Below are 26,156 nucleotides of genomic sequence, written 5' to 3'. Positions count from 1 at the left end.
ATCCCGGCTCAAGGCCGGGATGACATAGAGTGTGGTGTTATTTTGCAGCTAAGCCGCAAACACCTGCGGCACAGCCTCCGCGATAAACCCACCGCCCCAGACTTCCGACGTTGCTGTATCATCCGCGTAAAATACGCAGGCCTGCCCCGGCGAAATCCCGTATTCGCCGCTCACCAGCGTCACGAACACCTCGTCGCCCTGCATTTGGATCACCGCCGGCTGCGGGCCACGGGTGGAACGCACCTTGACCTCTACCGGCGCGCCATTGCCCGCCGACAACTCGGCCAGCGGTGTCGCGCCGAGCCAATTGACGTTGCGCAGGCGCACGGTGTGGGTCTTGAGCGCCTCGCGCGGACCGACGATGACGCGGCAGGTCTTGTGCTCGAGCTTGATCACATAGAGCGGCTCACCGGCCGCAACGCCGAGGCCCTTGCGCTGGCCAATGGTGTAATTGACGATGCCGTCATGCGTGCCCAGCACGCGGCCGTCGAGATGCACGATCTCGCCGGTTGCCACCGCTTCCGGGTGCATCTTGCGGATGATGTCGGCATATTTGCCCTGCGGCACGAAGCAGATGTCCTGGCTGTCGTGCTTTTCGGCAATCTCAAGCCCCATCTCGCGCGCCATTTCGCGCACCGCCGCCTTGCTCATGCCGCCGAGCGGAAAGCGCAGGTAATCGAGTTGGCTCTGCGTCGTGGCGAACAGGAAATAGGTCTGGTCACGATCGCCATCGACCGGGCGGAACAGCTGCCGGCGTCCGTCATCGCCGCGGCGCGACTGCACATAGTGACCGGTCGCCAGCACATCAGCGCCGAGGTCGCGCGCCACTTCCATCAGGTCGACGAACTTGACCGACTGGTTGCAGGCAATGCAGGGCACCGGGGTTTCGCCCTGCTGATAGGCATTGGCAAACGGCGCGATGACCGAGCGCTTGAAGCGCTCTTCATAGTCGAGCACGTAATGGGGAATGTTCAGCGTTGCAGCGACCCGGCGGGCATCGTGGATGTCTTGCCCGGCACAGCAGGCACCCTTGCGATGGGTGGCCTCACCATGGTCGTACAGCTGCAGCGTGACGCCGACGACGTCATAGCCCTGGGCGGCCAGCAGGCCGGCAACCACTGAGGAATCCACGCCCCCCGACATCGCGACAACGACGCGCGTGTCTTCGGGACGCTTGGCAATATCAAGCGAGTTCAGCATCTTTCTGGTATCCGGTTGGGTTCAAGGGCCAGCGGACGAATTCGAGTTCGGGCTATTACCTCTTTCAGGCGATCCCCGCAACATTTGCCCGGCAGCTTTTGCCGCACTAGCCGAGACTGCCGAGTAGGCCGGGCTGACACGCAGTCATCACCCCTTTGAAATCAAATGAAATTTCGCGGCCAAACCGACTTGGCACGGCGCCTGCATTGGCTGGGCTGGATTAGTCTCATTCTGCAGGTCTGCTTTAGTGGCATCACATCTGACCGTTACAACCAGCACTGCCGGTGTCTCCAACACCAGGGCTTTTGGCAGCCCTGCTGCGGAAGCCGACGGCAAGGACGCGTTTGCCGCCCTGCTCGGCGCCGCCGGCGCAGATAAGCCCGAGGCACCGACTGCTAATGCCAAGCCGTCGAACGATAACGTCACCCCATCGGCAGGCGCCAAGCCTGGCGAAGATGAAAAGCGCGATGACCCCGAGGCCATTGCCGCCGTGATCGATGCGCAGGTCGCCATTGTTACCCCCGAAGTCGTCAAGCCCGAACTGACGGCAGTGATCGATGGACTGGCCGCCCTGAAGGCCAAGCTGGCGGCCGGTGAAACGCTCGATCCCGAGGCGCTCAAGGAACTCGATACGCTGCTAAGCGACCTCGCGCAGCGTCTCGGCATCGATCTCACCGACATGCCCACCGCCGACGAGATGGCCGCCCTGATGGCAGGCACCGCCAGCGTGGACGACAGCCTCTCGAGCAAGCTCGTGGAAGCCTTCGGGCCGCTCGCAGGCTCGCTGCTCGGTCACACCGATCCGTCAGCTTCAGCAGAGCTGTCGGCACAACTCAAGGCCGTTGGCGACAAGCTGGCCGCTCTCCTCACCGCCCTCAACCAGGGCGGAGCGAAGCCGGACGCGCTGGCCGAGCTGCAGGAAAGTGTTGGCACCGACCTCGATCTCAAGGCCGCGCTAGCCAATGCGATGAAGCCGACCGTCACCGCCGATGCCACCCCGGCGCTGGCTACTCCCGAACTCAAGCTCCCCGCCTCGGCACTAACCACCAAGACCGAGGATGCAGCAGCGCCGGACGTTCAGCCGACTGCTGACAAGACCGTCGACGCCTCTCTCGAGGTCAAGCCAGCGACCAAGGACAGCGACAAGCCCTCGGATGGCGACACCAATCAGAAGTCCGACGACGGCAAGCCAGCAGATGCCAAGCCAACTGGCGTCGCCGCAGCAGCAAATGACAAGCAACCTGACCCGCAAAGCGCAGCACAACCGGTGCATGCTGCCAGGGTAGATGCAGTTGCTGCACCCCGCGTGGTGCAGACCGGCTATCAGACCAGCCAGCAGCAGCTCAACCTGCCGCAACTGGCCTTCGAGATGGCCCGCCAGGTCAGCGACGGCAATACCCGCTTCCAGATCAGGCTCGATCCGGCCGAACTGGGCAAGATCGACGTAAGGCTCGATATCGACGCCTCCGGCCAGGTCAATGCGCGCCTCACCGTAGAGAAGGCCGAAACGCTCGACCTGATGCAGCGCGACCAGCGCGCGCTGGAACGCGCCTTGCAGCAGGCTGGCCTCGATAGCTCCAAGACCAATCTCGAATTTTCGCTGAAGCAAAATCCGTTCGCCGGTGGCCAGCAGGGCCAGAACGGCGATGGCCGCAACGGGCTGTTCGGCACCGACCTGGCGGAGGCCGATGAGGTTGTGCCGCCCACAGTCAACCTTTACCGCGGCAATCTGAGTGCCAGCGGCGTCAACATCATCGCGTAAGGAGTAGGTACCATGGCCGTCAGTAGCGTTTCCGGAACAAATACCAGCGCGTTGGCTACCTCGCGAGCCGGCATCGCCGACAACTTCGATACCTTCCTGAGCATCCTGACCACTCAGCTCAAGAACCAGAATCCGCTGGATCCGATGGATACCAACGCCTTCACCCAGCAACTCGTGCAATTCACCGGCGTCGAGCAGCAGCTCAAGACCAATGAGTTTCTCGAAACGCTGATGCTGTCCGGCCAGAACACCGCCAAATCCGATGCCGTATCTTACATCGGCAAGGAAGTGACTTCCTCGGGCAAGACTGGCGAGCTCAGCTCCACCAACGCCGCCTTCTGGGCCTATAGCGCCGATGCAACTGCCGCCAATGCGACCATCACCATCAAGGATGCCAAGGGGCAGATCGTCTACAACCAGACGGGCCCGCTGGCCCTGGGCCCCGGCACCTTCCGCTGGGACGGCAAGGGCAGTGACGGTGCCATGAAGCCAAACGGCGTCTATACTATCGACATCCAGGGTAAGGATTCCAACGGCCAGGACGTCAAGATCAGCACCGCCTCGATCGGCGTGGTGACTGCCGTCGATTTCACCGGCGACGTTCCGATCCTAACCGTTGGCTCACGCAAGGTTACCATTACCGACGTGACCGACGTGCGCGTTCCCGACGTAACGGCAGTGCCCAAGCCGACAACGCCAGCGGTCGCCGAAGACACGGAAGAAGAAGACGACAAAGCCGCTTGATCGAGCGTCGTTTCACGTCCTCACACCCCCGCCAGCGCGGGGGTGTCTTGTTTTGGGTAGACTTGAATCAACGCTTTGAAATCCAAGACCATTCTTAACCAGTTGTAAGTTTCCCTTTAGTCGAATTTTAAGGCCGTTAGCCTAGTCTCTCATCATATGGTCAGGTTTGAGTAGAGAGTAAAATGACCGTACAAATGCGTCCTCGCGTTAAGTACGTTATCGGACCGGACGGAAGTCCGCTCACGATCGCAGATCTTCCCCCCGCTAATACGCGGAGGTGGGTCATCCGCCGCAAAGCCGAAGTCGTCGCTGCCGTTCGCGGCGGGCTGCTAAGCCTCGAAGAGGCCTGTGACCGCTACACATTGAGCGTCGATGAATTTCTGAACTGGCAGGCCGCCATCGATAAACACGGCCTCGCTGGTTTGCGCACCACCTGGATCCAGCACTACCGCGAGGGCTAAACCCTTCGACGTGCCGGACATCAGTCAGGTAACATTTCAAAGCCCGCCTGGGAAACCTGGCGGGCTTTGTGCTGTCCCGCAGGGCAGAAAGAGTCATCGTCGGATACCCCCACCCAGCCTCCCCCTGATCAGGGGGAGGAGTTCCTTCTGTGGGTGCCGCGCCATCGGGCCAAAAGCTCGATGGAATTCCTCCGCCTTTTCAGGGGGAGGCTAGATGGGGGTATTCTTCCTTATGGTGTCATCGGCCCCATCCACCGCGCCCCGGCTTCCCGCCTCATCAGCCGCCCATAATACTGCTCAACAGTCGGCAACACCGGTTTCTCCGCCGAGATCGATATCCAGCGATGGATCGACAGCCCTAGCGAAATATCGGCAATGGTAAACTCGTCCCCCGCCACAAAGCCTCACCCCGCGCCAGGTGTGCCTCCAAAATCTCCATCTTGGCGCCCCACTTCGCCATCGACTCGGCGATCTTGGCCGCATCGTCGTAACCCGGCGTCTTTCGGATCAGCGCATTCACCGCATAGCCCCACGGCGGATTGAGTTCGGCCGCCTGCCAGCCCAGCCATTGCAACGCCAGCGCTCGCTGCTGCAACTGACCGGGGAGCAGCCTCCCCTCCCGCCCGGCCAGATAAATCAGGATCGCATTGCTCTCCCACAGCACGAACTTACCCTCGATCAAAACCGGAACCTGCGCATTGGGATTTAGGGCCTTGAATTCGGGTGTTTTGGGATCGCGAATGGGGAGTCCCCAGTCCTCCCGTTCGTAGGCCATATTCAACTCATCGAGCGCCCACAGAACCTTGCGCACATTGATCGACGTGGTTCGTCCCAGAAGTTTGAACATTTGTTCATCCTTTCCACACTCTCCCCGGCATTTTTTGCCGGAATTTGCAAACTGCAACGGGGAGTTAAGACATTGTTTACCATCAGGTAGGTAATTTTTGCCCAGCGGCCTCCACGTGCGTTTGCGTCGGCATGGTCTACCTTCGAATTGAGTACCGGCGTGGAAAACTTCTCGCAGCTGATCAGCCGGATAGGCCTGCCTCGTCTGGCAGCGATGGCGGTCGTCGCCGTGCTTATGCTGGGCTTCTTCGGCTTTCTTATCACACGCGCGCAGGCTCCCAACCTGGCGCCGCTGTATACCGGGCTCAGCCTTGAAGATTCCTCGGCCATCGTCACCGAACTGCAGACCCTCAACATCGCCTATGAACTGCGCGGCGATGGCGACACCATTCTCATCCCGCGCGACGATATCACCACCACCCGCATGACGCTGGCCGGCTCAGGCCTGCCGACGCGCGGCCAGGTCGGTTATGAAATCTTCGACCAGCAGTCTACGCTCGGTGCGACGAGCTTCGTGCAGAACCTGAACAACGTGCGCGCGCTCGAGGGCGAGCTGGCCCGCACCATCGGCTCGCTCAACCGCATCAAGTCCGCCCGCGTCCACCTGGTGCTGCCCGAGCGCGAACTGTTCCGCCGCGAAAAGACCGATCCATCCGCCTCCATCGTGCTGTCGGTTCGTGGCGAACTCGGCAACGGCGAAATCCGCGCCATCCAGCACCTCGTGGCGTCAGCCATCGAAGGCCTGACCCCGGCCCGCGTCTCGATCGTCGATGATCAGGGCAACTTGCTCGCTTCTGGCACCGACGACGACGCACAGGGCGCCCTGGCCGGCGACGCCGCTGAACGCACCCTCGGCTACGAAAACCGCCTGCGCACCCGCGTCGAGGACATGCTGGCCAATGTCGTTGGGCCCGGCCGTGCTCGCGTCGAAGTATCAGCCGAGATCGACTTCAACCGCTCCACCACCACCGAGGAAAAGTTCGACCCTGAAAGCCAGGTCGTCCGCTCCAGCCAAGTGCGCGAGACGGAAAACCTGACCGGCGGAGCAAACGGGCAGGTCACTGTCGCCAATGAACTGCCCGGCGCCAGCCAGAACGTTGGCTCGGGCGGCGCAACCGAACAGGGCACCTCCAGCGAAGAAGTCACCAACTACGAAATTTCCAAGACTACGCAGACCGCCGTCACCGAAGCCGGTTCGGTCAAGCGCCTGTCGGTCGCGGTCGTGGTCGACGGTGTCTATGTCACCGACCCGTCCGGTACCGCGACCTATACGCCGCGCAGCGCCGATGAAGTCGCTCAAATCCTGACCCTGGTACGTTCCGCCGTCGGTTTTTCGGAAACCCGCGGCGACAGCGTCGAAGTCGTCAACATGCAGTTTGCCGAGCGGCCTGAGCTGGCCGCGCCGGGCACCGATGCCGCTGGTGGCCTGCTCGACTTTACCCGCGACGACCTGATGAACGGTGCCGAAATGGCCGTGACCCTGCTGATCGCCTTGGCACTGGTGTTCTTCGTCATGCGTCCGCTGATCAAGAAGGCCCTGAGCCCCGAAACTCAGGCATTGGCTCTGCCGCCTGCGGCCGAACTCGGTCATCACGGCGTGCTGAGCGCCGACGGCCAGGTCATCGCCGAAATAGAAGAGGCTCGCGACAAGACCCCGGCCTGGGTGGCCAATGCCAAGTCCATGGGCGAGACCCAGCTCCAAACTCTGAAGACCGTCGGTATTCTCGTCGAAGAAAACCCCCGCCAGGCCGCATTGATCGTGCGCGACTGGCTGGGTAGTGCGGCGGCGTAACCCCGATGTCACTAGTTTCCCAATCCGCAAACCCACCCGACGCCACTGGCGCCAAGCGGCTCATTGTCGGCGACAGCGCTGCCAATCGCGTCCTCACCGGCGACGAAAAAGCCGCAGCGCTGATGCTCGCCCTCGGCCCCGACTACGGCAAGCCGATCTTTGACGAGCTGGACGAACTCGAAATCAAGCAGCTGAGCCGCGCCATGGTCCGTCTTGGCCCGATCACCCAGGAAATGCTCGACGACTTGATGATCGAATTCGTGACTACGGTTTCGTCCAACGGTTCACTATCGGGCAACACTGACAGCACCGAGCGCCTGCTTCTGAGCTTCCTGAGCCAGGACAAGGTCGATTCCATCATGGAAGAGATCCGTGGCCCGGCCGGCCGCAACATGTGGGAAAAGCTGAGCAACGTGCAGGCCGACGTGCTGGCTGCCTATCTCAAGAACGAATATCCGCAGACCATTGCTGTGGTGCTCTCCAAGATCGCTACCGACCACGCGTCGCAGGTGCTGGCGGTGCTGCCTGAAGAACTGGCCATGGAGGTGGTGCAGCGCATGCTAGGTCTCGACCCGGTGCAGAAGGAAATCCTCGAAAAGATCGAGACCACCCTGCGCACCGAATTCATGTCGACACTCAATCATTCCAAGCGCCGCGACAGCCATGAGCAGATGGCCGAAATCTTCAACAGCTTCGATCGCCAGACCGAGGCTCGCTTCATCACCACACTCGAAGAGCACAATCGCGACGACGCCGAGCGCATCAAGTCGCTGATGTTCACCTTCGAGGATCTGGCCAAGCTGGAGTCTTCCGCGATCCAGACCCTACTCACCAAGATGGACAAGAAGGACCTGGCCATGGCCCTCAAGGGCGCCAACGATCAGGTGAAGGAATCCTTCTTCAACAACATGTCCGCCCGCACGGCGAAGCTGCTCAAGGACGACATGGAAGTCATGGGGCCGGTCCGCCTCAAGGATGTCGACGAAGCCCAGGGCCGCATGGTCTCGACGGCCAAGGATCTCGCAGCCAAGGGCGACATCGTCATCCTCAAGTCCAAGTCCGACGATCAGATGGTGGCGTAGCCCATGGCCTCCTCCCACGCCCGCTTCACCTTCGATCTCGATCTTGCCAGCCGCCCCGTGACGGCCGCAGCTGCAGTCACGTCAGCGCCGCCCACTCCCATGGTGCCCGAAGACCTGGTGGCCCAGCTGATCGCCCAGGCGCGCGAGGAAGCCTATTCCGAGGGCGTCGCGACCGGCGAACGCAACGCCACTGCCGTCGCCGCACAGACGCTCGCCGCAGCCGCCGGAACACTCGCCACCCAGACGGCCGAAATGGCCGCAGCACTGGATGACGCCACTCGCGACGTGCGCCGCGAGGCCGTCGAGCTGGCGGGCAGCATCGGCCGCAAGCTGGCGCTGCACCTGCTGGCCCGCTACCCGACGCTCGAACTCGACGCGCTGATCGCCGAATGCATGCAGAACCTCAGCGGCGTGCCACATCTGGTGGTCCGCTGCAATCCTGCCATTGCTGACGGCATCCGCGACATCGCCACTGCCCACATGCAGACCTCGGGCTTTGCCGGGCGTCTCGTCGTGATGGGCGATCCCGACATCCGCCTTGGCGACGGTCGGCTCGAATGGGTCGACGGGGGCCTGGTGCGCGACATCGGCGCCGTCTCCAAGGACATCGACAGCAAGATTTCAGCCTATCTCGCCGCCACCAGCGGCCAGGCCAAGCAACAGGAGAGCGGCCATTGAGCGCTTCCGATCCAAACGACGTCGCCGGAACCGAGGAAATTTCCTTCGAGGAAATGCTCGCCCCCAATCGCGCTGATGGCCCCGTCGGCCATGTCGAACGCACCGCCGGCGACCTCGAAGCCGTGTTCGACGTGCATGTCCGCGTTTCGGTCGTGCTCGGCCGCACCAAGATGCCGGTTTCGGAATTGCTGCGGCTCGATACCGGCACCGTCATCGAACTGGATCGCCAGGTCGGCGAGGCGGTCGAGATCTTCATCAACGAGCGCCTCGTGGCGCGTGGTGAAATCGTCCTCGTCGAGAACAAGCTCGGCGTCACCATGACCGAAATCATCAAACCACAGTAAGGGAGGCCAGGATGCGTCTGCTCATCGTCGGAGCCCTCGAGGGCCAACTCAGCGAAGCCACCAAGATGGCGATGAATGGTGGGGCCAAGGTTGCCCATGCGCCATCGGTCGAGATCGCGCTGGCAGCCCTGCGCGCCGGACGTGGCGCCGACTTGCTGCTGGTCGATGTCGTGATGGATATCGCCGGCCTGATCGCCGGCCTCGAAGCCGAGCGCATCGCCATTCCGGTGGTGGCCTGCGGCGTCGAAGCCAATGCCGCAGCAGCCGTCAACGCCATCCGCGCCGGTGCCAAGGAATATATCCCCCTGCCCCCCGATGCCGAACTGATCGCAGCCGTCATCGCCGCCGTCACCCGCGAGTCCACCGATTTCCTGTTCCGCGACCCCGCCATGGAACGCGTCGTCAAGATGGCCGACCAGATCGCCGGCTCCGACGCCTCGATCCTGATCACCGGCGAAAGCGGCACCGGAAAGGAAGTCATCGCCAAATACGTCCACGCCCGCAGTAAGCGTGCCAACAAGCCGTTCATCTCGGTCAACTGCGCCGCCATTCCGGAAGCCCTGCTCGAGAGCGAGCTGTTCGGCCATGAGAAGGGTGCGTTCACCGGCGCCATCGCCCGCCGCATCGGCAAGTTCGAAGAAGCCTCTGGCGGTACCCTGCTGCTCGACGAAATCAGCGAAATGGACGTGCGCCTGCAGGCCAAGCTGCTGCGCGCCATCCAGGAGCGCCTGATTGACCGCGTCGGCGGTGGCAAGCCGGTGCCGGTCGATATCCGCATCCTCGCCACCTCCAACCGCAACCTCAACGAGGCCGTGCGCGAAGGTTCTTTCCGCGAAGACCTGCTGTTCCGCCTCAACGTCGTCAACCTCAAGCTGCCGCCGCTGCGCGATCGTCCCGGCGATATCGCGGTGCTGGCCGAGCACTTCGTCGCCAAATATTCCAAGGCCAATGGCCTGCCGCCGCGCGAACTGTCGGCCGACGCCCGCGCTGCCTTGCTCAAGGCCCCGTGGCCCGGCAACGTGCGCGAGCTGGAAAACACCCTGCATCGGGCCGTGCTGCTGTCGTCGGACGACATCATCGGGCCGGACGCAATCGTCTTGCCCGACGGCATGGGCCTGACCGAAGCGGCCTCGACGCATTCGCTTTCAGCGCAACTGGCCCAGACCGCCCAGACCATGTCGGCAGCGCTGGTTGGCCGCACCGTGGCCGATGTCGAACGCGACCTGATCCTCGATACGCTTGACCACACGTTCGGCAATCGTACCCATGCCGCAAATATCCTGGGCATTTCCATCCGGACGCTCAGAAACAAGCTGAACCAGTATTCCGACGAGGGTACCCCTGTACCCGATCCCGGCGAACGCCGCTCCGTAGCCTGACCCGACTCTCTAGTCTTCGGACCCCTATATGACAGACCTACCGAACAACGCCGCGCGTCCTGCCTTCAAGATTCCTTCCGTCGGGTCGGTCCTCGACATCATGCGCTCGGGCGACATCGCCCTGGCCGTTGGTGTCATGGGCCTCATCGTCATCCTCATCGTGCCGTTGCCGCCGCTCCTGGTGGATGGGCTGCTGGCGATTTCCATCGTCTTTTCGGTGATGATCCTGATGACGGCGCTGTTTATCCAGAAGCCGCTCGAATTCTCGTCCTTCCCGACCGTGCTGCTGATCGCCACCATGCTGCGGCTGGGCCTCAACCTTGCCACCACCCGCCTGATACTCTCCGAAGGCCATAACGGCACCGCCGCGGCTGGTCACGTCATCGAGGCCTTCGGCAATTTCGTGACGCGCGGCAATTTCGTCATCGGCGTGGTGATCTTTATCATCCTCGTCATCGTGAACTTCATCGTCATCACCAAGGGTTCTGGTCGTATCGCCGAAGTGGCCGCTCGCTTCAGCCTCGACGCCATGCCCGGCAAGCAGATGGCCATCGACGCCGACCTCAGCGCCGGGCTGATCGATGAAGATTCCGCCAAGAAGCGTCGTGCCGAGCTGGAAGGCGAAAGCGCCTTTTTCGGTAACATGGACGGTGCGTCCAAGTTCGTGCGCGGCGACGCCATCGCCGGCCTGATCATCACCTTCATCAATGTGTCGGCCGGCATGCTGATCGGCATGATGCAGGAAGGCCTTTCCTTCCAGGAAGCCGGCAACGTTTATACCCTGCTGACCATCGGCGACGGCCTCGTCTCCCAGATCCCGGCGCTGATCGTCTCGACCGCCGCCGGTATCCTCGTTTCCAAATCTGGCGTCACCGGTTCTGCCGACAAGGCCCTCTCGGCCCAGTTCACCGGCTATCCGCGTGCTCTTGGCATGTCCTCGGCCGTGATGGTCGCGCTGGCCTTCATGCCCGGCATGCCGTTCATCCCATTCGTGGCTCTGGCCGGCGGCGTCGGCTACTTGGCCTGGCGCGCTGCCGTCGCCAAGGACGCTAGGAAGGCCGAAGAGGACATCCAGAAGGCAGCCAAGGCCCAGCCCGGCATGCCCGGCGCCCCCGGTGCTCCCGGCAATGCTGCGAATTCGGAAGCTCCGATCACCGACAGCCTCAAGATCGACGAGCTCAAGCTCGAACTGGGCTATGGCCTGCTGAGCCTCGTCAAGGAAGACGAGAACGGCAGCGACCGCCTCACCGAGCAGATCAAGGCGTTGCGCCGCCAGCTCGCGGTCGAACTTGGTTTCGTCATGCCGCCTGTCCGCATCCTCGACAACATGCAGCTCGAGCCCAATGTCTACAAGGTTCGCATCAAGGAAGTCGAAGCCGGCGCTGGCGAGATCTATGCCAACCAGTTGATGGTCATGGATCCCTATGGCAACCAGATCGACCTGCCGGGCACCCACACCACCGAGCCAACCTTCGGCCTGCCCGCCACCTGGATCGAGCCCGCCCTGCGCGACGAGGCCGAATTGCGCGGCCTCTCGATCATCGACCCGTCGACGGTGATTTCCACCCACCTCACAGAAGTGCTCAAGGGCAATGTCTCCGACTTGTTGAGCTATGCCAACGTCCAGTCGCTGCTGTCCGGCCTGCCCAAGGAACAGCAGAAGCTGGTGGAAGACATCGTGCCGGGCCTGATCTCGGTATCCGGCGTGCAGCGGGTGCTGCAGGCGCTGCTGGCTGAACGCATCTCGATCCGCGATCTCTCGACCATCCTCGAAGGCATTGCCGAAATCGCCGGCCCCGGCCGCACCGTGCAGATGATCGCCGAGCATGTGCGCAGCCGCCTGGCCCGTCAGATCTGCGCCGCCAATCTCGGCCCCGATGGCAACCTGCCGCTACTGACCCTGTCGCCGACATGGGAACGCGACTTTGCCGAAGCCATGGTCGGCGATGGCGAAAACCGCCACCTCGCCATGGCGCCGAGCAAGCTGCAGCAGTTCATCGCGGGCATCCAGCAGGGCTATGAGCGCGCGGCCCAGGCCGGCGAGTTGCCCGTCCTGATCACCTCGCCCTCGATCCGCCCACATGTCCGCTCGATCATCGAGCGGTTCCGCCCGCAAACCGTAGTGATGAGCCAGAACGAAGTGCATCCGCGCATCCGCCTCAAGACGGTCGGGAGCATCTGACATGGAGCCAGGGAGCAGATTTTCAGTCCCCGAGCCGGTGCAGCGCCGTGCCATGTCCGAAGGCGCGCGCGGCGAAGCCTGGCTAGCCGGTCTCGACACGGTGCTGGCCAGCTTGGAGCAGGATTGGTCGCTGACCATTGGGGAGGCCCTGGAGGGCGGGAGCGCTGCCTATGTTGCCGAAGCCACCGACACCACGGGCGACGTCTATGTCATCAAGGTCGCCACCCCCGATAGCGGCTTGGCCCGCCACGAGACCGATATGCTGTTGCGTGCCCATGGCAAAGGCTATGCCCGGCTGCTAAAGCACGACGCCAGCCGCAATGCGATGCTGCTGGAAAAGCTCGGCTCCAGTCTCGATACGCTTGAACTGCCCTATCCGCAGCAGATCGACATCATGTGCGCCACGCTGATCGAAGCTTGGATGCCAGTGCCGCTGGGCGGTGAGTATCTGACCGGTGCCGATAAGGCCAATCAGCTTGCCGCCGATATTCTGGCCATGTGGGAGCGCGGCGGCCAGCCATGCCCCTCATCGGTGATTGAAACCGCCCTGCGTTACTGCCGAGAGCGCGCCGCCCTGTATCGCCCAGAAGCCACCGTGCTGGCGCATGGCGATCCGCATCCGGCCAATACGCTGGTCCTGCCCGGAACCGACCCGGTGCGGTTCAAGTTCGTCGATCCCGATGGCCTTGCCATCGATCCGGCCTATGATCTGGGAGTGCTGCTGCGCGCCTGGAACGATGGGCTGGAAGGCCGCAACGCCCACAATATTGCCCGTGCCCGCGTTCGCCTTTTGACGCAATATACCCAGGTGCCGGCCGAGCCGATCTGGCAATGGGCCTATATCGAGCGCGTCTCCACCGGCCTGCTAATGCTTGAAATCGGCAATCCAGAATCGGGACGCGAATTCCTTCGCGTCGCCGAAGCATTGCTGGTCATGTAATTCAGTGGATTGGCAGGCCTGCCACCAACGGCGGCTGAGCGATGCCGCTCGCACTTTCCGAACTGTCCAGATCGCCCTGTTCTGCCAACTCGCTCTCGGCACGATGCCAGAATTCGTCATCCCGCCCGTCAGGCGAGCCAGCCTCCACCCACAGCGCATAGGCGCGGTCGCGGATGTCGTCCTCGTGTTTGGTATGCATGTCGGCCTCCTGTCTCTGCACGACTCCAATGCAAAGCCGGGCGGAGGAGTTGCTTAGCCGCGCGCCCGAATTTCGAGGCCACGCTGCACAGCCGGGCGGGCAAGGCAGCGCTCAAGCCATGCCGGCACGTTCTTGAGGCTTGCGTATTCTAGGATTTCATCGGCGCCGTAGAACACGGTCAAGGCGCGCACCCAGCCGATCAGGGCGATATCGGCGATGGAATACTCATCCATGATATAGTCGCGCCCGGTCAGCCGGCTTTCCAGCACGCCGAGCAGGCGCTTGGATTCAGCGACAAAGCGATCGCGCGGACGCTTGTCCTCGAAGTCCTTCCCGGCAAATTTGTAGAAGAAGCCAAGCTGGCCGAACATCGGTCCGATCGCCGCCATCTGGAACATCACCCACTGGATGGTCTCATAGCGTTTGGCCGGATCGGCCAGCATGAACTGACCGGTCTTTTCCGCCAGGTAGATCAGGATGGCGCCCGACTCGAACAGCTGTAGCGGCTTACCGCCCGGGCCATTGGGATCGATGATCGCCGGGATCTTGCCGTTTGGATTGAGCGCGAGGTATTCGGGGCCCCATGTCTCGTTCTTCATGATGTTGACGGCATGGGCCTCATAGGCGAGGCCCGTTTCTTCGAGCATGATCGAGGCCTTGACCCCGTTCGGCGTGGGAAAGGAATACAACTGGATCACGTCCGGATTGGCCGCCGGCCAGATCTTGGTGAGGGGAAAGCTGGAAAGGTCGGCCATGGTCTACTGCTCCGTAAAGGCGCGGCATCCATACCATGATCGCCAGCTTGGCAATCACCCTGCAGCGCATTGCTGCTGCGTAAATTGCAGGCTCATGGCCGTGCGTCCAATTCCAGCCGCACCCTGACGATCCGCTCGACGAGCTCGAACGGCATGGGCCTCTTGTAGGGAAATTTCACGGTGTCTTTCTTGTCCCGGAATGGCCCGATGGCAAACTCGAAATCGGCATCACCGCGGTAGACCGGATAGAGGCCGATATGGGATTTCCAGGCCGCGGCGTGGATTACGGTCGTGCTGTTTAGTCGCCAGGCCGGCATGTCATATCGGATAACTTCCTCGGCTGCCGGCGCCAGTTTAAGGATCGTTTCGCGCAAGGCCGCGAAGATCTCTTGCACGCCATCGGGCAATGCAGCGACATAGGCATCCACGGTGTTAAATTTGGCGGGCATGACAAATGTCTCCCCTCAATTGAAGGCACTTGCAACCCCCGGCAAACAACTTGCGTAGCTGCCGGAACCACCGTCAGTGCCGGCCATTGTTCGCGAGCGTCAACCGGGGTCTCGCATGAAACTGTTCGTCTGCGATCATTGCGGTAATACCGTCTATTTCGAGAATGCCTCATGCGAGCGCTGTGGGCATCAGCTCGGCTATCTGCCCGACAAGAATGCATTGGTCTCGCTGGTCGAAAGCAGCGGGCTTTGGTCGACGCCCGCCTTTCCCGACGATGCCTATGTGTTTTGTGAGAACGCCCATCACGGCGCCTGCAACTGGCTGATCCGCGCCGTGCCGGGTGGTGACATCTATTGTGCCGCCTGCCGCCACAACGAGACCATCCCCGATATTGCCAACCCGCCCAATCTGAGCCGTTGGCAGGTGATCGAACGCGCCAAGAAGCGCCTGTTCTATTCGCTGGAGCGCCTGCGCCTGCCTCTGAAAACCCGAAACGAGGATCCAGTGCATGGCCTGTCCTTCCGCTTTCTAGCGGATATGCCGGTGTCGGTTGGCATGCCGGTGATGACCGGACACGACAACGGCATTATCACCATAGCCCTGGCTGAAGCCGACGATGCCGAGCGCGAGGCCCGCCGCACCAGCATGGGCGAACCTTACCGCACCTTGCTCGGCCATTTCCGTCACGAGATCGGGCACCATTATTGGGACCTGCTGGTCGACGGCCAGGCGGCCCGACTGCGCTTCACCATCCTGTTCGGCGACGCCTCTGCCAACTATGGCCAGGCGCTCCAACGCTACTACGCCAATGGCGCACCGATAGGCTGGTCGCGGACCCATATCAGCGCCTATGCCACCGCCCACCCATGGGAGGATTTCGCCGAAACCTTCGCTCATTATCTGCACATCACCGACACCGTGGAAATGGCCGGCGCCTTCGGCGTGCGCGCCCGCCCCCGCACCCAGGATGACCACCTGACGGTCGATCCGATCCGCTTTGACCCTTACATGGAGCCCAATTTCGACCTGATCATCGACTACTGGATACCCATGGCCAGCATGCTCAACAGCCTCAATCGAGCCATGGGGCACCCGGACGCCTATCCGTTCATTCTCACGCCGCAGGTGATCGAGAAGCTGGCCTTCGTCAATTCATTAGTGCACGGCGCGCCGGTGCAGGCACAGATGGCGAGACTGGACGCTGTGGGATGACAGCCCGGCGGCGACTGGCTATCAATCGGCCATGAAAATCACCGTCTTGATCGTTCCGCCATTTTCCACCCTCTGCAACGCCGCCTTCGCGCTGCGCCGTGAAGTTTTCGTCTGGGAACAGAAAGTCCCCGAGGCAGACGAACACGACGCCGACGATATGACGGCAACCCATTTCGTCGCTGTCGTCGAGGGCGAAGTGGTCGGCACACTGCGGTTGATCGACAAGCCCGAGCACATCAAAATCGGCCGCGTCGCCGTGCGCGCTGCCTTTCGGGGCCACGGCATCGCCAAACAGATGATGCTTGCCGCGATGGAACAGGCCAAAACCAAAGGCCGCGATCGCTTCTATCTCACGGCGCAGTCCGACAAGCTCGGCATGTACGAAAAACTAGGTTTTGCGGCCTTCGGCCCCGAATTCCAGGACGGCGGCATGCCACACCGCGCCATGCGCAGTTACGACCGCGAAACCGCGCAATTGACCGGCTAGCAGGCGTTTAAGCCACTCTGCCACACGAAGACCCCGGCTCCTTGTCGCCAATCCAGCGCCGGTCTTTTCAATTACTGCGGCAAAACTGCTCGGAACGTCTGCGCAGTTGGCAACGTTGTCAAAACATAAAATGGGCCGCACGGTACTCTACCGGCAAGTTTTGCACCGCACGGCCCGTTCACTTTAACAATGAACAAACGGAGCCTACTATGATCCGCACCCTTCTGGCCACTACGGCCCTTGCAGCCCTGCTCACCACTGGCGCCATCGCGCAGGACGCCGCTCCTGCTGCACCGGCCGCTCCAGCGACTTCAGCTCCTGCTGCACCAGCCGCTCCGGCGACTGCAGCCCCCGCCGCTCCCGCCGCCACTGATGCGGTTCCCGCCGCAGGCACGACGGCCCCGGCCGCAAATGCAGCGCCGGTTGAATCGGGCGCCATGGAAGAAACCGACGTCGATGAGCCATGGGATATGTCGGCCGGCTACACCGCTGTCGACACCGATAACCTGGCATCCGAGCTGATCGACCAGGCAGTCTACTCGTCTGCCGGCGATGACGCCGAAGAAATCGGCAATGTCACTGACCTTGTGTTTGACGAAAGCGGCCATCTTTCCGCTGTGGTCATTGGCGTGGGCGGCTTCCTCGGCATCGGCGAAAAGTCCGTTGCAGTTGATTTCCAGTCACTGGAATTCACCGTCGCTGCCGACAATACCGAGCGTTGGGTGCTGCCAACCACGGCTGAGGCCCTGACCGCTGCTCCAGAGTTCGTCTGGGAAAAAGATGAACCTGCCGATGCCAACGGCGAAACGGTGGCCCCCGCTGATGGCGGTGCAATGGCCCCGGCCGATGGCGGTGCAATGGCTCCTGCGGCTCCAGTTGATGGCGGCGCAATGGCACCTGCCCCGGCAACCAACTAATCCCTCGCGGATTGTCTTGTTGAAGGGTCGGCCCTCGGGCCGGCCCTTTTGCGTCAAAGGAGACTGCCATGCTGCGCCCCACCCTCACTGCCTCCCTGCTTGCCCTGCTGCTGGCATCCCCCACATTTGCGCAAGCACCCGCTGTCACAACCGCTCCGACAGAGTTGGAACAAAGCGGGCTCACCCCGCCAACGGTGCTGTCGCAGGGCTATGCGACCGGCGGTGAAGACGTTCTGATCACACAGTTGCTGGGCCAGACGGTGCATTCCTCAATCGAGGATGATGCTGAAGAGATCGGCACTATCACCGATATGGTCGTCACCTCCGGCCAGGGCATTTCTGCCGTGGTGATCAGCGTTGGCGGCTTTCTCGGCGTCGGCGAAAAGAGCGTGGCCGTCAATTTCTCCCAGCTTACATGGCGGGCGCGCGAAGATGGCTCGCGCCGCTGGGTGCTCGAAACCACCGCCGAGACGCTGACCGAAGCCCCCGCTTTCATCTGGTCCGACAGCGAAGAAGCGACTGGCGAGCCGGCGCTTAGTCCTCAGGAAGAAGAAGACCAGCTGGTCGATGGCGATCCCAACGCCGCGCCTGTCGATCCCGCTCTGACCACCGACCAGCCCAACCGCACGCCGATCACCACGCCTCTCGATCGCAGCGGCTTTTCCGATTTCGACGAAACCGAACTGACCGCCGACGACCTGCGCGGCATCGGCGTATATGGCATCAATGACGAGCAGATTGGCACCATTGGCGACATTCTGACCAATGCAGACGGCAGCTTCGATGCCGTCATCGTCGACGTGGGCGGCTTCCTCGGCCTCGGCGCCAAGCCGGTTGCAGTCGGCTTCGACAATCTCGCCTTCTCGTCGGACACTTTCGGCAACCGCTATCTGTTCATCAACGCCTCGCGCGAACAGCTTGAAGTTCAGCCCGAATTCGACGCGACGACTTACGACGCCCAGCGCGCAACCCAACGCATGGTCATAACACCTTAAGGCGGCAACGCTTCACCTCTCCGCGCAAGGGAGAGGTGAGAGCGTCCCTACCCGCCGTAAGCCACGGCAACATCCATCACCCAGGTCACGCCAAACCGGTCCTTGAGCATGCCATATAGCGGCGACCAACCTGACGGCTCAATCGGCTGCAGCACATGGGCGATCCGACACTGGCCAAGGCTGCCGCCTCTGTGCTGGCCAAGGTTGCCGCTACCCTGCCCGACGACCGCGAACAGCACCTGCTACACGCCATCTCGCAGGTCTATCGCCCCGACCCCCGCCACACACCCGACAATATCGACGCCATCCGCAAGGCATGCTGGCAGGAGCGCGCGCTGTTCATCCATTATGCCGACAAAGCCAAAGCCCCGACCGAGCGCAAGGTGCTGCCGCTGGCGGTGATGTATACCCAAGGCGCGCTGACCCTGCTCGCCTGGTGCTGCCTGCGAGAAGCCTTCCGCATGTTCCGCCTGGAGCGGATCAGCCACCTCGAAACCACGGGCGCGAGCTTTCGCCCCCGCCGCGCCTCCCTGTTACGCGACTACTTGGCCGAACTCGGCCGGCGCCAGCTCACAACAACCTAAAAACGCAAGATTTTCATTGGTCTTGGATTTAGGTGGGCGGCGGCGTCGGTGAGGTAAGTTTGTCCACATAGGCCATCAGCGCCAGCGGCGTTACCGGCTTGGCGATGAACTGCACTTGGAATGGCAGTTCTCCGACCGCAGGCTGGCTGACGCCCGACGTGACCAAAATGCGGATATGAGGCCAAACGAAACTGACACGGTTTGTCAACGTCACGCCATTACGCGAACCTGGCATCTGCACGTCAGTGAGCAGGAAACTGACCCGCTCGCCGCCCGTCTGCAGGAAGGCCAAGGCGGCGCTGACGCAATCCGCTTCCACAACGTTGAAACCGAGGTCATCCAACATATCGACCAAGTCGATCCGAACCAGCGGGTCGTCATCCACCACAAGCGCTAAAGGTCTGATGTCGCAGTTTAAAGAGTTGTCCATAGCTCTAAGCCGCTACCAGTGAGGCTAGGTTGCACGGCCTGCAATTGGTCTTTCCGCTTGATTTAGCGGGTCGCCGAAGTCGCGCCTCCTTGGACAGAGAACGGTTTGTAGCAAGGCGCCAGCGCGCGAGAAGTCGGCATCGTGCTTTGAAAAAGCATGCATGATGGCATTTATGTTCTGAGCGGCACGCCCTGTCAGCGGCCGCAAGTGCTGCCTCGAGCGTATGGGCGGTCAGTTCGGTGCAATAGGCCGGGCGCCGGGCTGCAGCCGCCAAGACTGTTACAGCTTACCCGCGTCCATAAAAAAGTGTTGATCGACTATTGCAGCAACTGCGCACTGCCGAGATTGAAGAAACGACCGCCACCCAAATGGGATTAACTAATTTGATGCGGAGCTTCTCTCTAATTCGTTGTTTTTTTGGGCGGCAACAGCGACTTCGACACGGTTTCGAGCATGTAATTTAGACATTAACGACGTCATGTAATGCTTGACGGTTTTTTCGCTTATCTTCAAGACTTCAGCAATCTCTTTGTTGGTCCGCGCCTGGAGCAACTGGCCGACAATCTGTTTTTCCCGGACACTCAACCGGATCGCTGCATTAAGCGAGCGACGGCGATTTTCGTCGCGCAAGCCCGCCATAACTTGGGCAGCATATTGGCGGGTTATGTAAACTTCGCCAGTGCGAACGGTCGTCACAGCTTCGAATAGTTCTTCGCAGAGACTTCCTTTAAGCACGAAGCCAACAGCGCCGGCACTCAGCGCCTTTAGTGCGGACTCCACACTGGAAAAGGCTGTAAAAACAATTACCCGGGTCAGTGGGGCTTGAAGCGCTATCTTACCGATGGCCCCAAAAACGTCGCCCGGCATACTGAGGTCGGTGATCAGAATGTCAGGGTGTTTGCTGAGTACCAGAGCAATAGCCGCGTCTGCACTGCTCACTTGGCCAGCAATCACATAATTGTCGTGCTCGGCAAAAAGCCCAGACATCCCACGAAGGAGAACAGGATGATCGTCAGCAAACGCGATAGATAGTTTTTGCATCACGGCGGCGTTGCCATCTCTGGCAACCCTCTCTCCGGTGAACTACGGAGATCATAACCGATTATTAAAGAAGTAAAAATAAATGATGCGTCATCTTAAAATTGTGATTAACGCTGGCGCCACCTCTGATTGTCCTGACCGGTCAGGGACGTCTCCGCTCAGCGTCCGCGAAAGCGCCCGCAAGCTGGCTTATTCCTCCTTGAAAGTCCGATTTATTTGATCAGTGAACGGCTTGGTGAAGTAGGCGATTGCTGTCTGTTCATCAGTTTGCACGAACACTTCCACTGGCATGCCCGGCACGAGCCCCCTGCTGCCAAAAACAGAAATGTCTCCAGTTACGGCAACTTCGCCCAAGTAGTAGCTTTCGCCGGTTTGTGGGTCCTTTTGAGCCGCGGCAGACACGCGCACTATCCGTCCGTCGATCTGGGGCGTCGTGCGCTGGTTAAAAGCTGAAAACCTCAGCTTAGCCGGCTGTTCGAGCGAAATCTGATCAATATCTTTAGGGGCAATCCTAAATTCGATTTTAAGTTCCGCATCGACCGGCACGATGGTGAGCAGGCGTTCCGCCGGCGTGATGACGCCACCGAGTGTTGAGACCATGAGCTCGTTTACAGTTCCGGCAACGGGCGCGCGGATGTCTGTTCTCGCAAAACGCTCGTCCACGGCGCGTAACCGCTCCGTGAGCTCAGCCACCTTGGCCTGTATGTCTCGCAATTCGCGTTGCGCGTCGGTTCGCATTGTCTGGCGCAGGGCGAGAACTTGCAGTGCAATTTCACTGACACGGGACCGGCTGCGGGCCAAATTGGCATCCAGCTCGCCTTCTTGACCCTGCATGCGAGCGATGTCGCGGTCGAGGGTTGTGAGACGGGCGGCTTCCACGAGCGCCTTATCGACCAATGGCTTGACCCGTACTTGCTCTTCGGTCACCAGTCCAAGCTCAGTCGTCAGGGCCGTTCGTTGGAAGGTCAGCCCACTGATCTCCTGTTCCATTTGACTTGCCTGAAGTCGCAATTGCTGTTCCCGCGATTGAAGGTTGACCTTGTTGCCTTCGAACAGTTGGCGCTCGCCCCGCGCGATAGCGTCAGCACCGGGATACAGACTTAGGAAGTTATCAGGAAAAGCGATCGCCTCCGTCCCGTCGCGTTCTGCGAGCAGGCGTGCCTCGCGAGCGATGAGTTCAGCCATTTGGCCATTGATGATGCTTTGTTCAGCACGGATTTGCACGTCGTCCAGCCTGATGAGAACCTGCCCCGCCGTAACAGCATCGCCAACGCGCACGGCAATTTCGCGCACAACCCCGCCGTCGATGTGCTGCAGTACTTTGACATCTTCATCGACCAGCACGGTGCCAGATCCAATGATGGCTCCGGACAACTTGGCCGTCGCCGACCAGCCTCCGACACCGACCACTAGAAACAGGGCAAACAAGACGCCCCAGACCACCCGTCCGCGCGTTGAAAAGGCTGGATCCGGCTTTGCTTTTCTCGACCGCAGTGTCCGGCCGGTGCCTGGAAAAGTCGTAATGTCCATCGTTGTCATCGGGTCACTCCGCGCTACGCTGCGTTTGAAGGGAAAATTTGTCAGGCGTGATAGTCGGCCATTAAGGGAATGTGGACGCCAACAAGGTCGATCTTGACCTCGAAGATGGAGTCACGGTTCATGTCGGCCTGGATAATGGTGTGATCGACATTATTCAGGCGCTCGTAGGTCACTATCACCGGCAGGTCCGATCTCAGCCAGTCGTCATTGTCGTGTTCGTAGACTACCTTGAAGAAGTCGTCCTGGGCGCGTTCCGACTGGTGGCTTATGTCGTAATCCTTGACCAGAATTCGATCCCCCACCACGAAGTCCAGGATGTCATGTACAACAGTCGCGCTTACCGACGGGGTGCCATTGGCCCTCTCGAATACGAACAGGTTGTGCCCGCCGCCGCCCGAAAGACTGACTTTTAGATTGGCATTGACGATAAAGAGATCGTCGCCGGCCCCACCCACAATATTTTCAACGTTGCTGAAACAATCCTCGCCCAGGTGCTCGCTCCGCATCCTGCCAGCAACCATGTCCACGGTGACGTCGTCGCATGCTGTTGAAAAATCGAGCGTGTCGGACCCTTCCCCGCCATCGATGTGGTCATCGCCGGCATCGGCGATAATGGTGTCATTTCCCCAGCCTGCATTGACCACATCATCGCCCTGACCACCGGTCATGCGGTCGGCTCCGGACCCGCCGACAAGAGTATCGCACCCGGCGCCGCCATCAATGGTGTCGTCGCCGGCGCCACCATCGAGGTAGTCGTTACCACTATCACCGGCGAGAATGTCATTGCCGCCATCGCCGTAAAGTCGATCCCCCCCAGAACCGCCCGATAAATAGTCTTCGCCATCGCCAGCCCGCAGCAGGTCGCAGCCGCTTTCACCAAGCAGCACATCGTTACCGGCTTGGCCGAGAAGCCTGTCGCCGCCTTCCCCGCCCTGCAGGACATCATCGCTGGCGCCGCCGTCCATTTGGTCGTCGCCGGCGTCACCCAGCAGTATGTCATTGCCGTCTTCGCCAACAATGGCGTCATCGCCCGAACCACCATGCAGGATGTCGTCGCCGATGCCGCCGGCTACATAATCGTCCCCATCGTCTCCGAAAATTGTGTCGTCGCCGGCGTCACCGAACAGGCGGTCATTGCCCGCACCGCCCCAGATCAGGTCATTGCCAAAGCCGCCAAAAATCACATCGTCGCCCGCGTCGCCATAAAGATGATCGTGCCCCGCTCCGCCATTGATGTGGTCGTTGCCGGCGCCACCATGCACCAGATCGTCGCCTTCAAGCGCATCGACGATGTCGTCACCAGCCAACGCGTCCACATCGTCGTCATAAGGCGTCCCGACATAAAGGTCGTCATTCGGCGTCAGGGAAACACGGTGGCGGACAATGTCGAGATAGGCCGTCTGGCGCACCACCGCTTGGCCATCGCTAATGTCATAAGAAAATTCCACGCGGCCAAGCGTTCCGGAAAGTGTCGCCAGCGACCAGCCGCCCTGGACATGGGTGACCGCGGTCCCACTCACGCTCAAATTCATGATCGTCAGCGGGTCTTCGTCCGCATCGGCCGCGCCGAACAGCAACTGACTCAAAGCGATCAGGACGACCTGGCCGGCAAACACATCGTTGAGACGGACCGGCCCCAGGACCGTTGGTGCCCGATTGTTGCGAGGTCCATCATTGCCGCCACCATTGCCACCGGTGCCGCCACCGTTGCTCCCGTTACCACCACCATTGCTACCGTCACCACCATCATCGTGATCACCGCCCGGACTTGTGGTATCGCCGCTGCCACCGGAAACGCCAGCGCCGCCACCGCCAGTGCCCGAAGCCGTAGAAGCAACGCCGCCCCCACCATCCCTGGATCCCCCGTTGCCGCGATTGTCGTTAAAAGCCGCAAACCCGAATGCGGCAGGGAAGAAGTTGTGAGTGGTCCCAAGGCCTTCGAAGACCTTGGCAAAAGTGAGCGTTGGGCTCTCATAAGGTATATAATTGGTGTCCCAAGCCGAGGCGCCACTAATGCTGTTAGCCGGGCCGTCATCGTCGGCGCCGCCGATGCTGCCAGTTTCCAGATCGTCCAGCATATCGGTCATGCTAGCCAGATCTGCGAATTCGCGAGCGTCCCTTAGGGCATTGCCGTTGCTATCAGAGTCCGGGTGGTATCGCCCCAAATGCGGGCCGGTGACTTCAAACGAGGTCGGCAGAACGCTTTTGAGATAGGCTGCCACCCCTGTGATCAGGAGGGCAAAGTACATCGGCACCTTGGAAAGGCGTTCCATGCCCCTGCCTTCGAAGGTCTTCCGGCTCTCGACGGGCTCGGCATTTAGTCTCGTGCTTTTGGGTTCGATAATCATGATGACACGCTCATAGCCATGATCCGCCGCTTCTGCGGGGCGCCGGGGCGATCTCCGGATTGGCAGGGATCGGATTGGCAGGGATAGGTGCCCCGGCACGCTGTCCAGCGATAATCTGGTCTTTTGGGCCAAAGGCCGTCAACTTGCCGTTCTGAATGACCGCGACCAGATCGACTTCAGCCAGGACGTTGGGGCGATGTGCAACCACGACGACAATGCCGCCGCGTGCCCGAACTCCGGCGATCGCAATGTTAAGCGCCTGCTCGCCCTCGGCATCCAGAAAAGCATTGGGCTCGTCCATGATAACCAGAAAGGGGTTCTTATAGAGTGCTCGAGCGAGGCCAATCCGCTGACGCTGGCCGGCTGACAAGGCTGTGCCCATTGGGCCGAGTTGAGTGTCGTAGCCATCCGGCAAGCGGACGATCATATCGTGCACTCCAGCAGCTTTGGCCGCGGCAACGATCGCCTGGCCGTCGCGCTCTGGTGCCAGGCGGGTGATGTTCTCGATAATCGTCCCGTCGAGCAAAGCCACTTCCTGGGGAAGGTAGCCGACGTAATTTCCGATAACCTCTTCGTCCCACTGATTGAGTTCGGCATCGTCAAGTCTGACGCTGCCGCGCAGCGTAGGCCAAATGCCCGTCAGCGCCCGGATCAAAGTCGTCTTGCCGCCCCCGCTCGGCCCGATGACGCCAAGCGCTTGACCCGCCTTCAGCTCGAAGCTGAGTTCAGATAGCAAGACACGGCCATTGGAGGGTGCCGAAACTGTGATTTTCTCGACCTTGATCGAGCTTTTCGGCGCCGGCAGTGGCAATGGTTTGCTCATATTGCCCAGTGCAACCATGGTTTCGCGCAAACGCTTGAATGCCTGCCTGGCTCCCACCACGCCCTTCCAGTTGCCGATCGCCAAATCTATCGGCGCGAGAGCGCGTGAGGAGGCAACCGAAACCGCAATAATCGAGCCGGCCGACATCTGTCCTTTGATCGTTAGATAGGCGCCAAGGCCAAGGAGCGTCGATTGCAACAACATGCGCAGCACCCGCGAAATGGCACTGAAAGTGCCGATCACGTCACTGGCCTTGGTCTGCAACTGGATATGCTCCTGATTGGCCGCGGTGTAACGCGCCACTGCTCGGCCGGAAAAACCCATTGCCTTGAGAATTTCAGCGTTGCGGGCATTGGAATCCGCAATCGTTCCGCGCGCGACATTTGCCTGTTGGGCGGCGCTCGACAATTTGCGGGATCGTAACTCCGTAAGAATGGTGAGCAATGTCAAAACAACGGCGCCGCCCAGGGTGACTGCACCAAGCAATGGGTGCAGCAGGTAGACGAACAACACGTAGAGTGGCACCCACGGTAGATCAAACAGCGCCATCGGTCCCTGGCTGCCCATAAATCCGCGCAAGGTATCGACATCGCGCCCGCGCTCCAGCGATTCCGACGTCGAGAAGCCGAAACGCGGCATGTCCACGCTCACGCGATGGGCAATTGGCGACAGGATCCGGTCGAGCTGGGCGCCGATGCGCACCAGCACCTGCGCGCGGATGATGTCGAACACCCCTTGCGATAGGTAGAGGCCAATCGCCAGGATCGAGAGCGCGACCAGCGTAGGAATAGAGCCGCTGGCCAATGCGCGATCATAAATCTGCAGCATGTAGAACGAGCCGGTCAGCGCCAGCACGTTGATAATTCCTGAAATCCAGAACAGGAAGACGCCGATGCCCTTGAATTCGCGCTTCAGCATCAGATCGCCACGGTGTTCGGCGAGAGCTTTGGAGTTTGACGATGTCAT

General features: G+C 61.0%; 25 protein-coding genes. 15 read left to right on the top strand and 10 right to left on the bottom strand.

The window, feature by feature from the left end:
• Positions 1 to 48 precede the first annotated feature (48 nt).
• Positions 49 to 1,200 (bottom strand): tRNA 2-thiouridine(34) synthase MnmA, encoded by a 1,152-nt coding sequence (gene mnmA / locus WH91_RS04580; protein ID WP_052952592.1) that lies wholly within the window; start codon positions 1,198 to 1,200, stop codon positions 49 to 51.
• A 247-nt stretch (positions 1,201 to 1,447) separates the two neighbouring features.
• Between mnmA and WH91_RS22430 the strand changes: the two genes are divergently transcribed.
• The 3 genes from WH91_RS22430 to sciP all read left to right on the top strand — a co-directional run bounded on the left by WH91_RS22430 (position 1,448) and on the right by sciP (position 4,167).
• The gene (locus tag WH91_RS22430; protein ID WP_052952591.1) at positions 1,448 to 2,962 is read left to right on the top strand and encodes a flagellar hook-length control protein FliK; all 1,515 of its coding nucleotides are present in this window, start codon (positions 1,448 to 1,450) and stop codon (positions 2,960 to 2,962) included.
• Between the two features lie 12 nt (positions 2,963 to 2,974).
• A complete protein-coding gene (locus WH91_RS04570) occupies positions 2,975 to 3,706 on the top strand; it encodes a flagellar hook assembly protein FlgD (protein ID WP_074797663.1) in 732 nt (243 codons plus the stop codon).
• 182 nt (positions 3,707 to 3,888) lie between these two features.
• Positions 3,889 to 4,167: a CtrA inhibitor SciP gene (sciP, locus tag WH91_RS04565; RefSeq protein ID WP_035102845.1), complete on the top strand. Its 279-nt coding sequence runs from the start codon at positions 3,889 to 3,891 to the stop codon at positions 4,165 to 4,167.
• A gap of 358 nt (positions 4,168 to 4,525) precedes the next feature.
• Here the strand turns inward: sciP and WH91_RS04560 are convergent, their stop codons facing one another.
• A complete protein-coding gene (locus tag WH91_RS04560; RefSeq protein WP_199533493.1) occupies positions 4,526 to 5,014 on the bottom strand; it encodes a glutathione S-transferase family protein in 489 nt (162 codons plus the stop codon).
• 159 nt (positions 5,015 to 5,173) lie between these two features.
• Between WH91_RS04560 and fliF the strand changes: the two genes are divergently transcribed.
• From fliF to WH91_RS04525, 7 genes are read left to right on the top strand one after another with little or no spacing between them, the layout of a single operon-like run.
• A complete protein-coding gene (gene fliF / locus WH91_RS04555) occupies positions 5,174 to 6,805 on the top strand; it encodes a flagellar basal-body MS-ring/collar protein FliF (RefSeq protein WP_074797665.1) in 1,632 nt (543 codons plus the stop codon).
• A 5-nt stretch (positions 6,806 to 6,810) separates the two neighbouring features.
• Entirely contained in the window at positions 6,811 to 7,887 is a 1,077-nt protein-coding gene (gene fliG, locus WH91_RS04550; protein ID WP_046169823.1) for a flagellar motor switch protein FliG, read from the top strand.
• 3 nt (positions 7,888 to 7,890) lie between these two features.
• A complete protein-coding gene (locus WH91_RS22425) occupies positions 7,891 to 8,565 on the top strand; it encodes a FliH/SctL family protein (protein WP_052952590.1) in 675 nt (224 codons plus the stop codon).
• A 53-nt stretch (positions 8,566 to 8,618) separates the two neighbouring features.
• Positions 8,619 to 8,909 (top strand): flagellar motor switch protein FliN, encoded by a 291-nt coding sequence (gene fliN, locus WH91_RS04540; protein ID WP_046169838.1) that lies wholly within the window; start codon positions 8,619 to 8,621, stop codon positions 8,907 to 8,909.
• Positions 8,910 to 8,920: 11 nt separating this feature from the next.
• Complete coding sequence (gene flbD, locus WH91_RS04535) at positions 8,921 to 10,288, top strand: sigma-54-dependent transcriptional regulator FlbD (protein WP_046169822.1); 1,368 nt, start codon at positions 8,921 to 8,923, stop codon at positions 10,286 to 10,288.
• Positions 10,289 to 10,316: 28 nt separating this feature from the next.
• Complete coding sequence (gene flhA, locus WH91_RS04530) at positions 10,317 to 12,470, top strand: flagellar biosynthesis protein FlhA (RefSeq protein ID WP_046169821.1); 2,154 nt, start codon at positions 10,317 to 10,319, stop codon at positions 12,468 to 12,470.
• Position 12,471: 1 nt separating this feature from the next.
• Entirely contained in the window at positions 12,472 to 13,410 is a 939-nt protein-coding gene (locus WH91_RS04525) for an aminoglycoside phosphotransferase family protein (protein WP_046169820.1), read from the top strand.
• A 1-nt stretch (position 13,411) separates the two neighbouring features.
• On the opposite strand, the gene WH91_RS04520 is transcribed toward WH91_RS04525, so the two are convergent.
• From WH91_RS04520 to WH91_RS04510, 3 genes are all read right to left on the bottom strand, one after another.
• Entirely contained in the window at positions 13,412 to 13,609 is a 198-nt protein-coding gene (locus WH91_RS04520; protein ID WP_046169819.1) for a DUF2934 domain-containing protein, read from the bottom strand.
• A gap of 53 nt (positions 13,610 to 13,662) precedes the next feature.
• Positions 13,663 to 14,364: a glutathione S-transferase N-terminal domain-containing protein gene (locus WH91_RS04515; protein WP_046169818.1), complete on the bottom strand. Its 702-nt coding sequence runs from the start codon at positions 14,362 to 14,364 to the stop codon at positions 13,663 to 13,665.
• 92 nt (positions 14,365 to 14,456) lie between these two features.
• Positions 14,457 to 14,813, bottom strand: coding sequence for an iron chaperone (locus tag WH91_RS04510; RefSeq protein WP_046169817.1), 357 nt, complete (start codon positions 14,811 to 14,813; stop codon positions 14,457 to 14,459).
• A 115-nt stretch (positions 14,814 to 14,928) separates the two neighbouring features.
• Between WH91_RS04510 and WH91_RS04505 the strand changes: the two genes are divergently transcribed.
• The 5 genes from WH91_RS04505 to WH91_RS04485 all read left to right on the top strand — a co-directional run bounded on the left by WH91_RS04505 (position 14,929) and on the right by WH91_RS04485 (position 19,009).
• Entirely contained in the window at positions 14,929 to 16,026 is a 1,098-nt protein-coding gene (locus tag WH91_RS04505) for a zinc-binding metallopeptidase family protein (RefSeq protein WP_046169816.1), read from the top strand.
• Positions 16,027 to 16,057: 31 nt separating this feature from the next.
• A complete protein-coding gene (locus WH91_RS04500) occupies positions 16,058 to 16,513 on the top strand; it encodes a GNAT family N-acetyltransferase (protein ID WP_046169815.1) in 456 nt (151 codons plus the stop codon).
• 209 nt (positions 16,514 to 16,722) lie between these two features.
• The gene (locus WH91_RS22420) at positions 16,723 to 17,430 is read left to right on the top strand and encodes a PRC-barrel domain-containing protein (RefSeq protein ID WP_052952589.1); all 708 of its coding nucleotides are present in this window, start codon (positions 16,723 to 16,725) and stop codon (positions 17,428 to 17,430) included.
• Positions 17,431 to 17,498: 68 nt separating this feature from the next.
• The gene (locus WH91_RS04490) at positions 17,499 to 18,425 is read left to right on the top strand and encodes a PRC-barrel domain-containing protein (protein WP_046169814.1); all 927 of its coding nucleotides are present in this window, start codon (positions 17,499 to 17,501) and stop codon (positions 18,423 to 18,425) included.
• Positions 18,426 to 18,580: 155 nt separating this feature from the next.
• Positions 18,581 to 19,009 carry a helix-turn-helix transcriptional regulator gene (locus WH91_RS04485; RefSeq protein ID WP_052952588.1) on the top strand — a complete coding sequence of 143 codons (429 nt, stop codon included), beginning with the start codon at positions 18,581 to 18,583 and terminating at the stop codon, positions 19,007 to 19,009.
• A gap of 28 nt (positions 19,010 to 19,037) precedes the next feature.
• Here WH91_RS04485 and WH91_RS04480 read toward each other — a convergent pair whose 3' ends face one another.
• The 5 genes from WH91_RS04480 to WH91_RS04455 form a co-directional block, all read right to left on the bottom strand.
• Positions 19,038 to 19,394 (bottom strand): response regulator, encoded by a 357-nt coding sequence (locus tag WH91_RS04480; RefSeq protein ID WP_244542426.1) that lies wholly within the window; start codon positions 19,392 to 19,394, stop codon positions 19,038 to 19,040.
• Between the two features lie 423 nt (positions 19,395 to 19,817).
• Positions 19,818 to 20,480: a response regulator gene (locus tag WH91_RS04475; protein WP_046169812.1), complete on the bottom strand. Its 663-nt coding sequence runs from the start codon at positions 20,478 to 20,480 to the stop codon at positions 19,818 to 19,820.
• A gap of 189 nt (positions 20,481 to 20,669) precedes the next feature.
• A complete protein-coding gene (locus WH91_RS04470; protein ID WP_052952587.1) occupies positions 20,670 to 22,019 on the bottom strand; it encodes an HlyD family type I secretion periplasmic adaptor subunit in 1,350 nt (449 codons plus the stop codon).
• Between the two features lie 41 nt (positions 22,020 to 22,060).
• Positions 22,061 to 24,367, bottom strand: coding sequence for a calcium-binding protein (locus WH91_RS22415; protein WP_052952586.1), 2,307 nt, complete (start codon positions 24,365 to 24,367; stop codon positions 22,061 to 22,063).
• Between the two features lie 10 nt (positions 24,368 to 24,377).
• Positions 24,378 to 26,156 (bottom strand): type I secretion system permease/ATPase, encoded by a 1,779-nt coding sequence (locus WH91_RS04455; RefSeq protein WP_046169811.1) that lies wholly within the window; start codon positions 26,154 to 26,156, stop codon positions 24,378 to 24,380.

The sequence above is a fragment of the Devosia psychrophila genome (genome assembly GCF_000971275.1).
Taxonomy (GTDB): domain Bacteria; phylum Pseudomonadota; class Alphaproteobacteria; order Rhizobiales; family Devosiaceae; genus Devosia; species Devosia psychrophila.
This window is presented reverse-complemented; position numbering and strand designations above follow the sequence as displayed.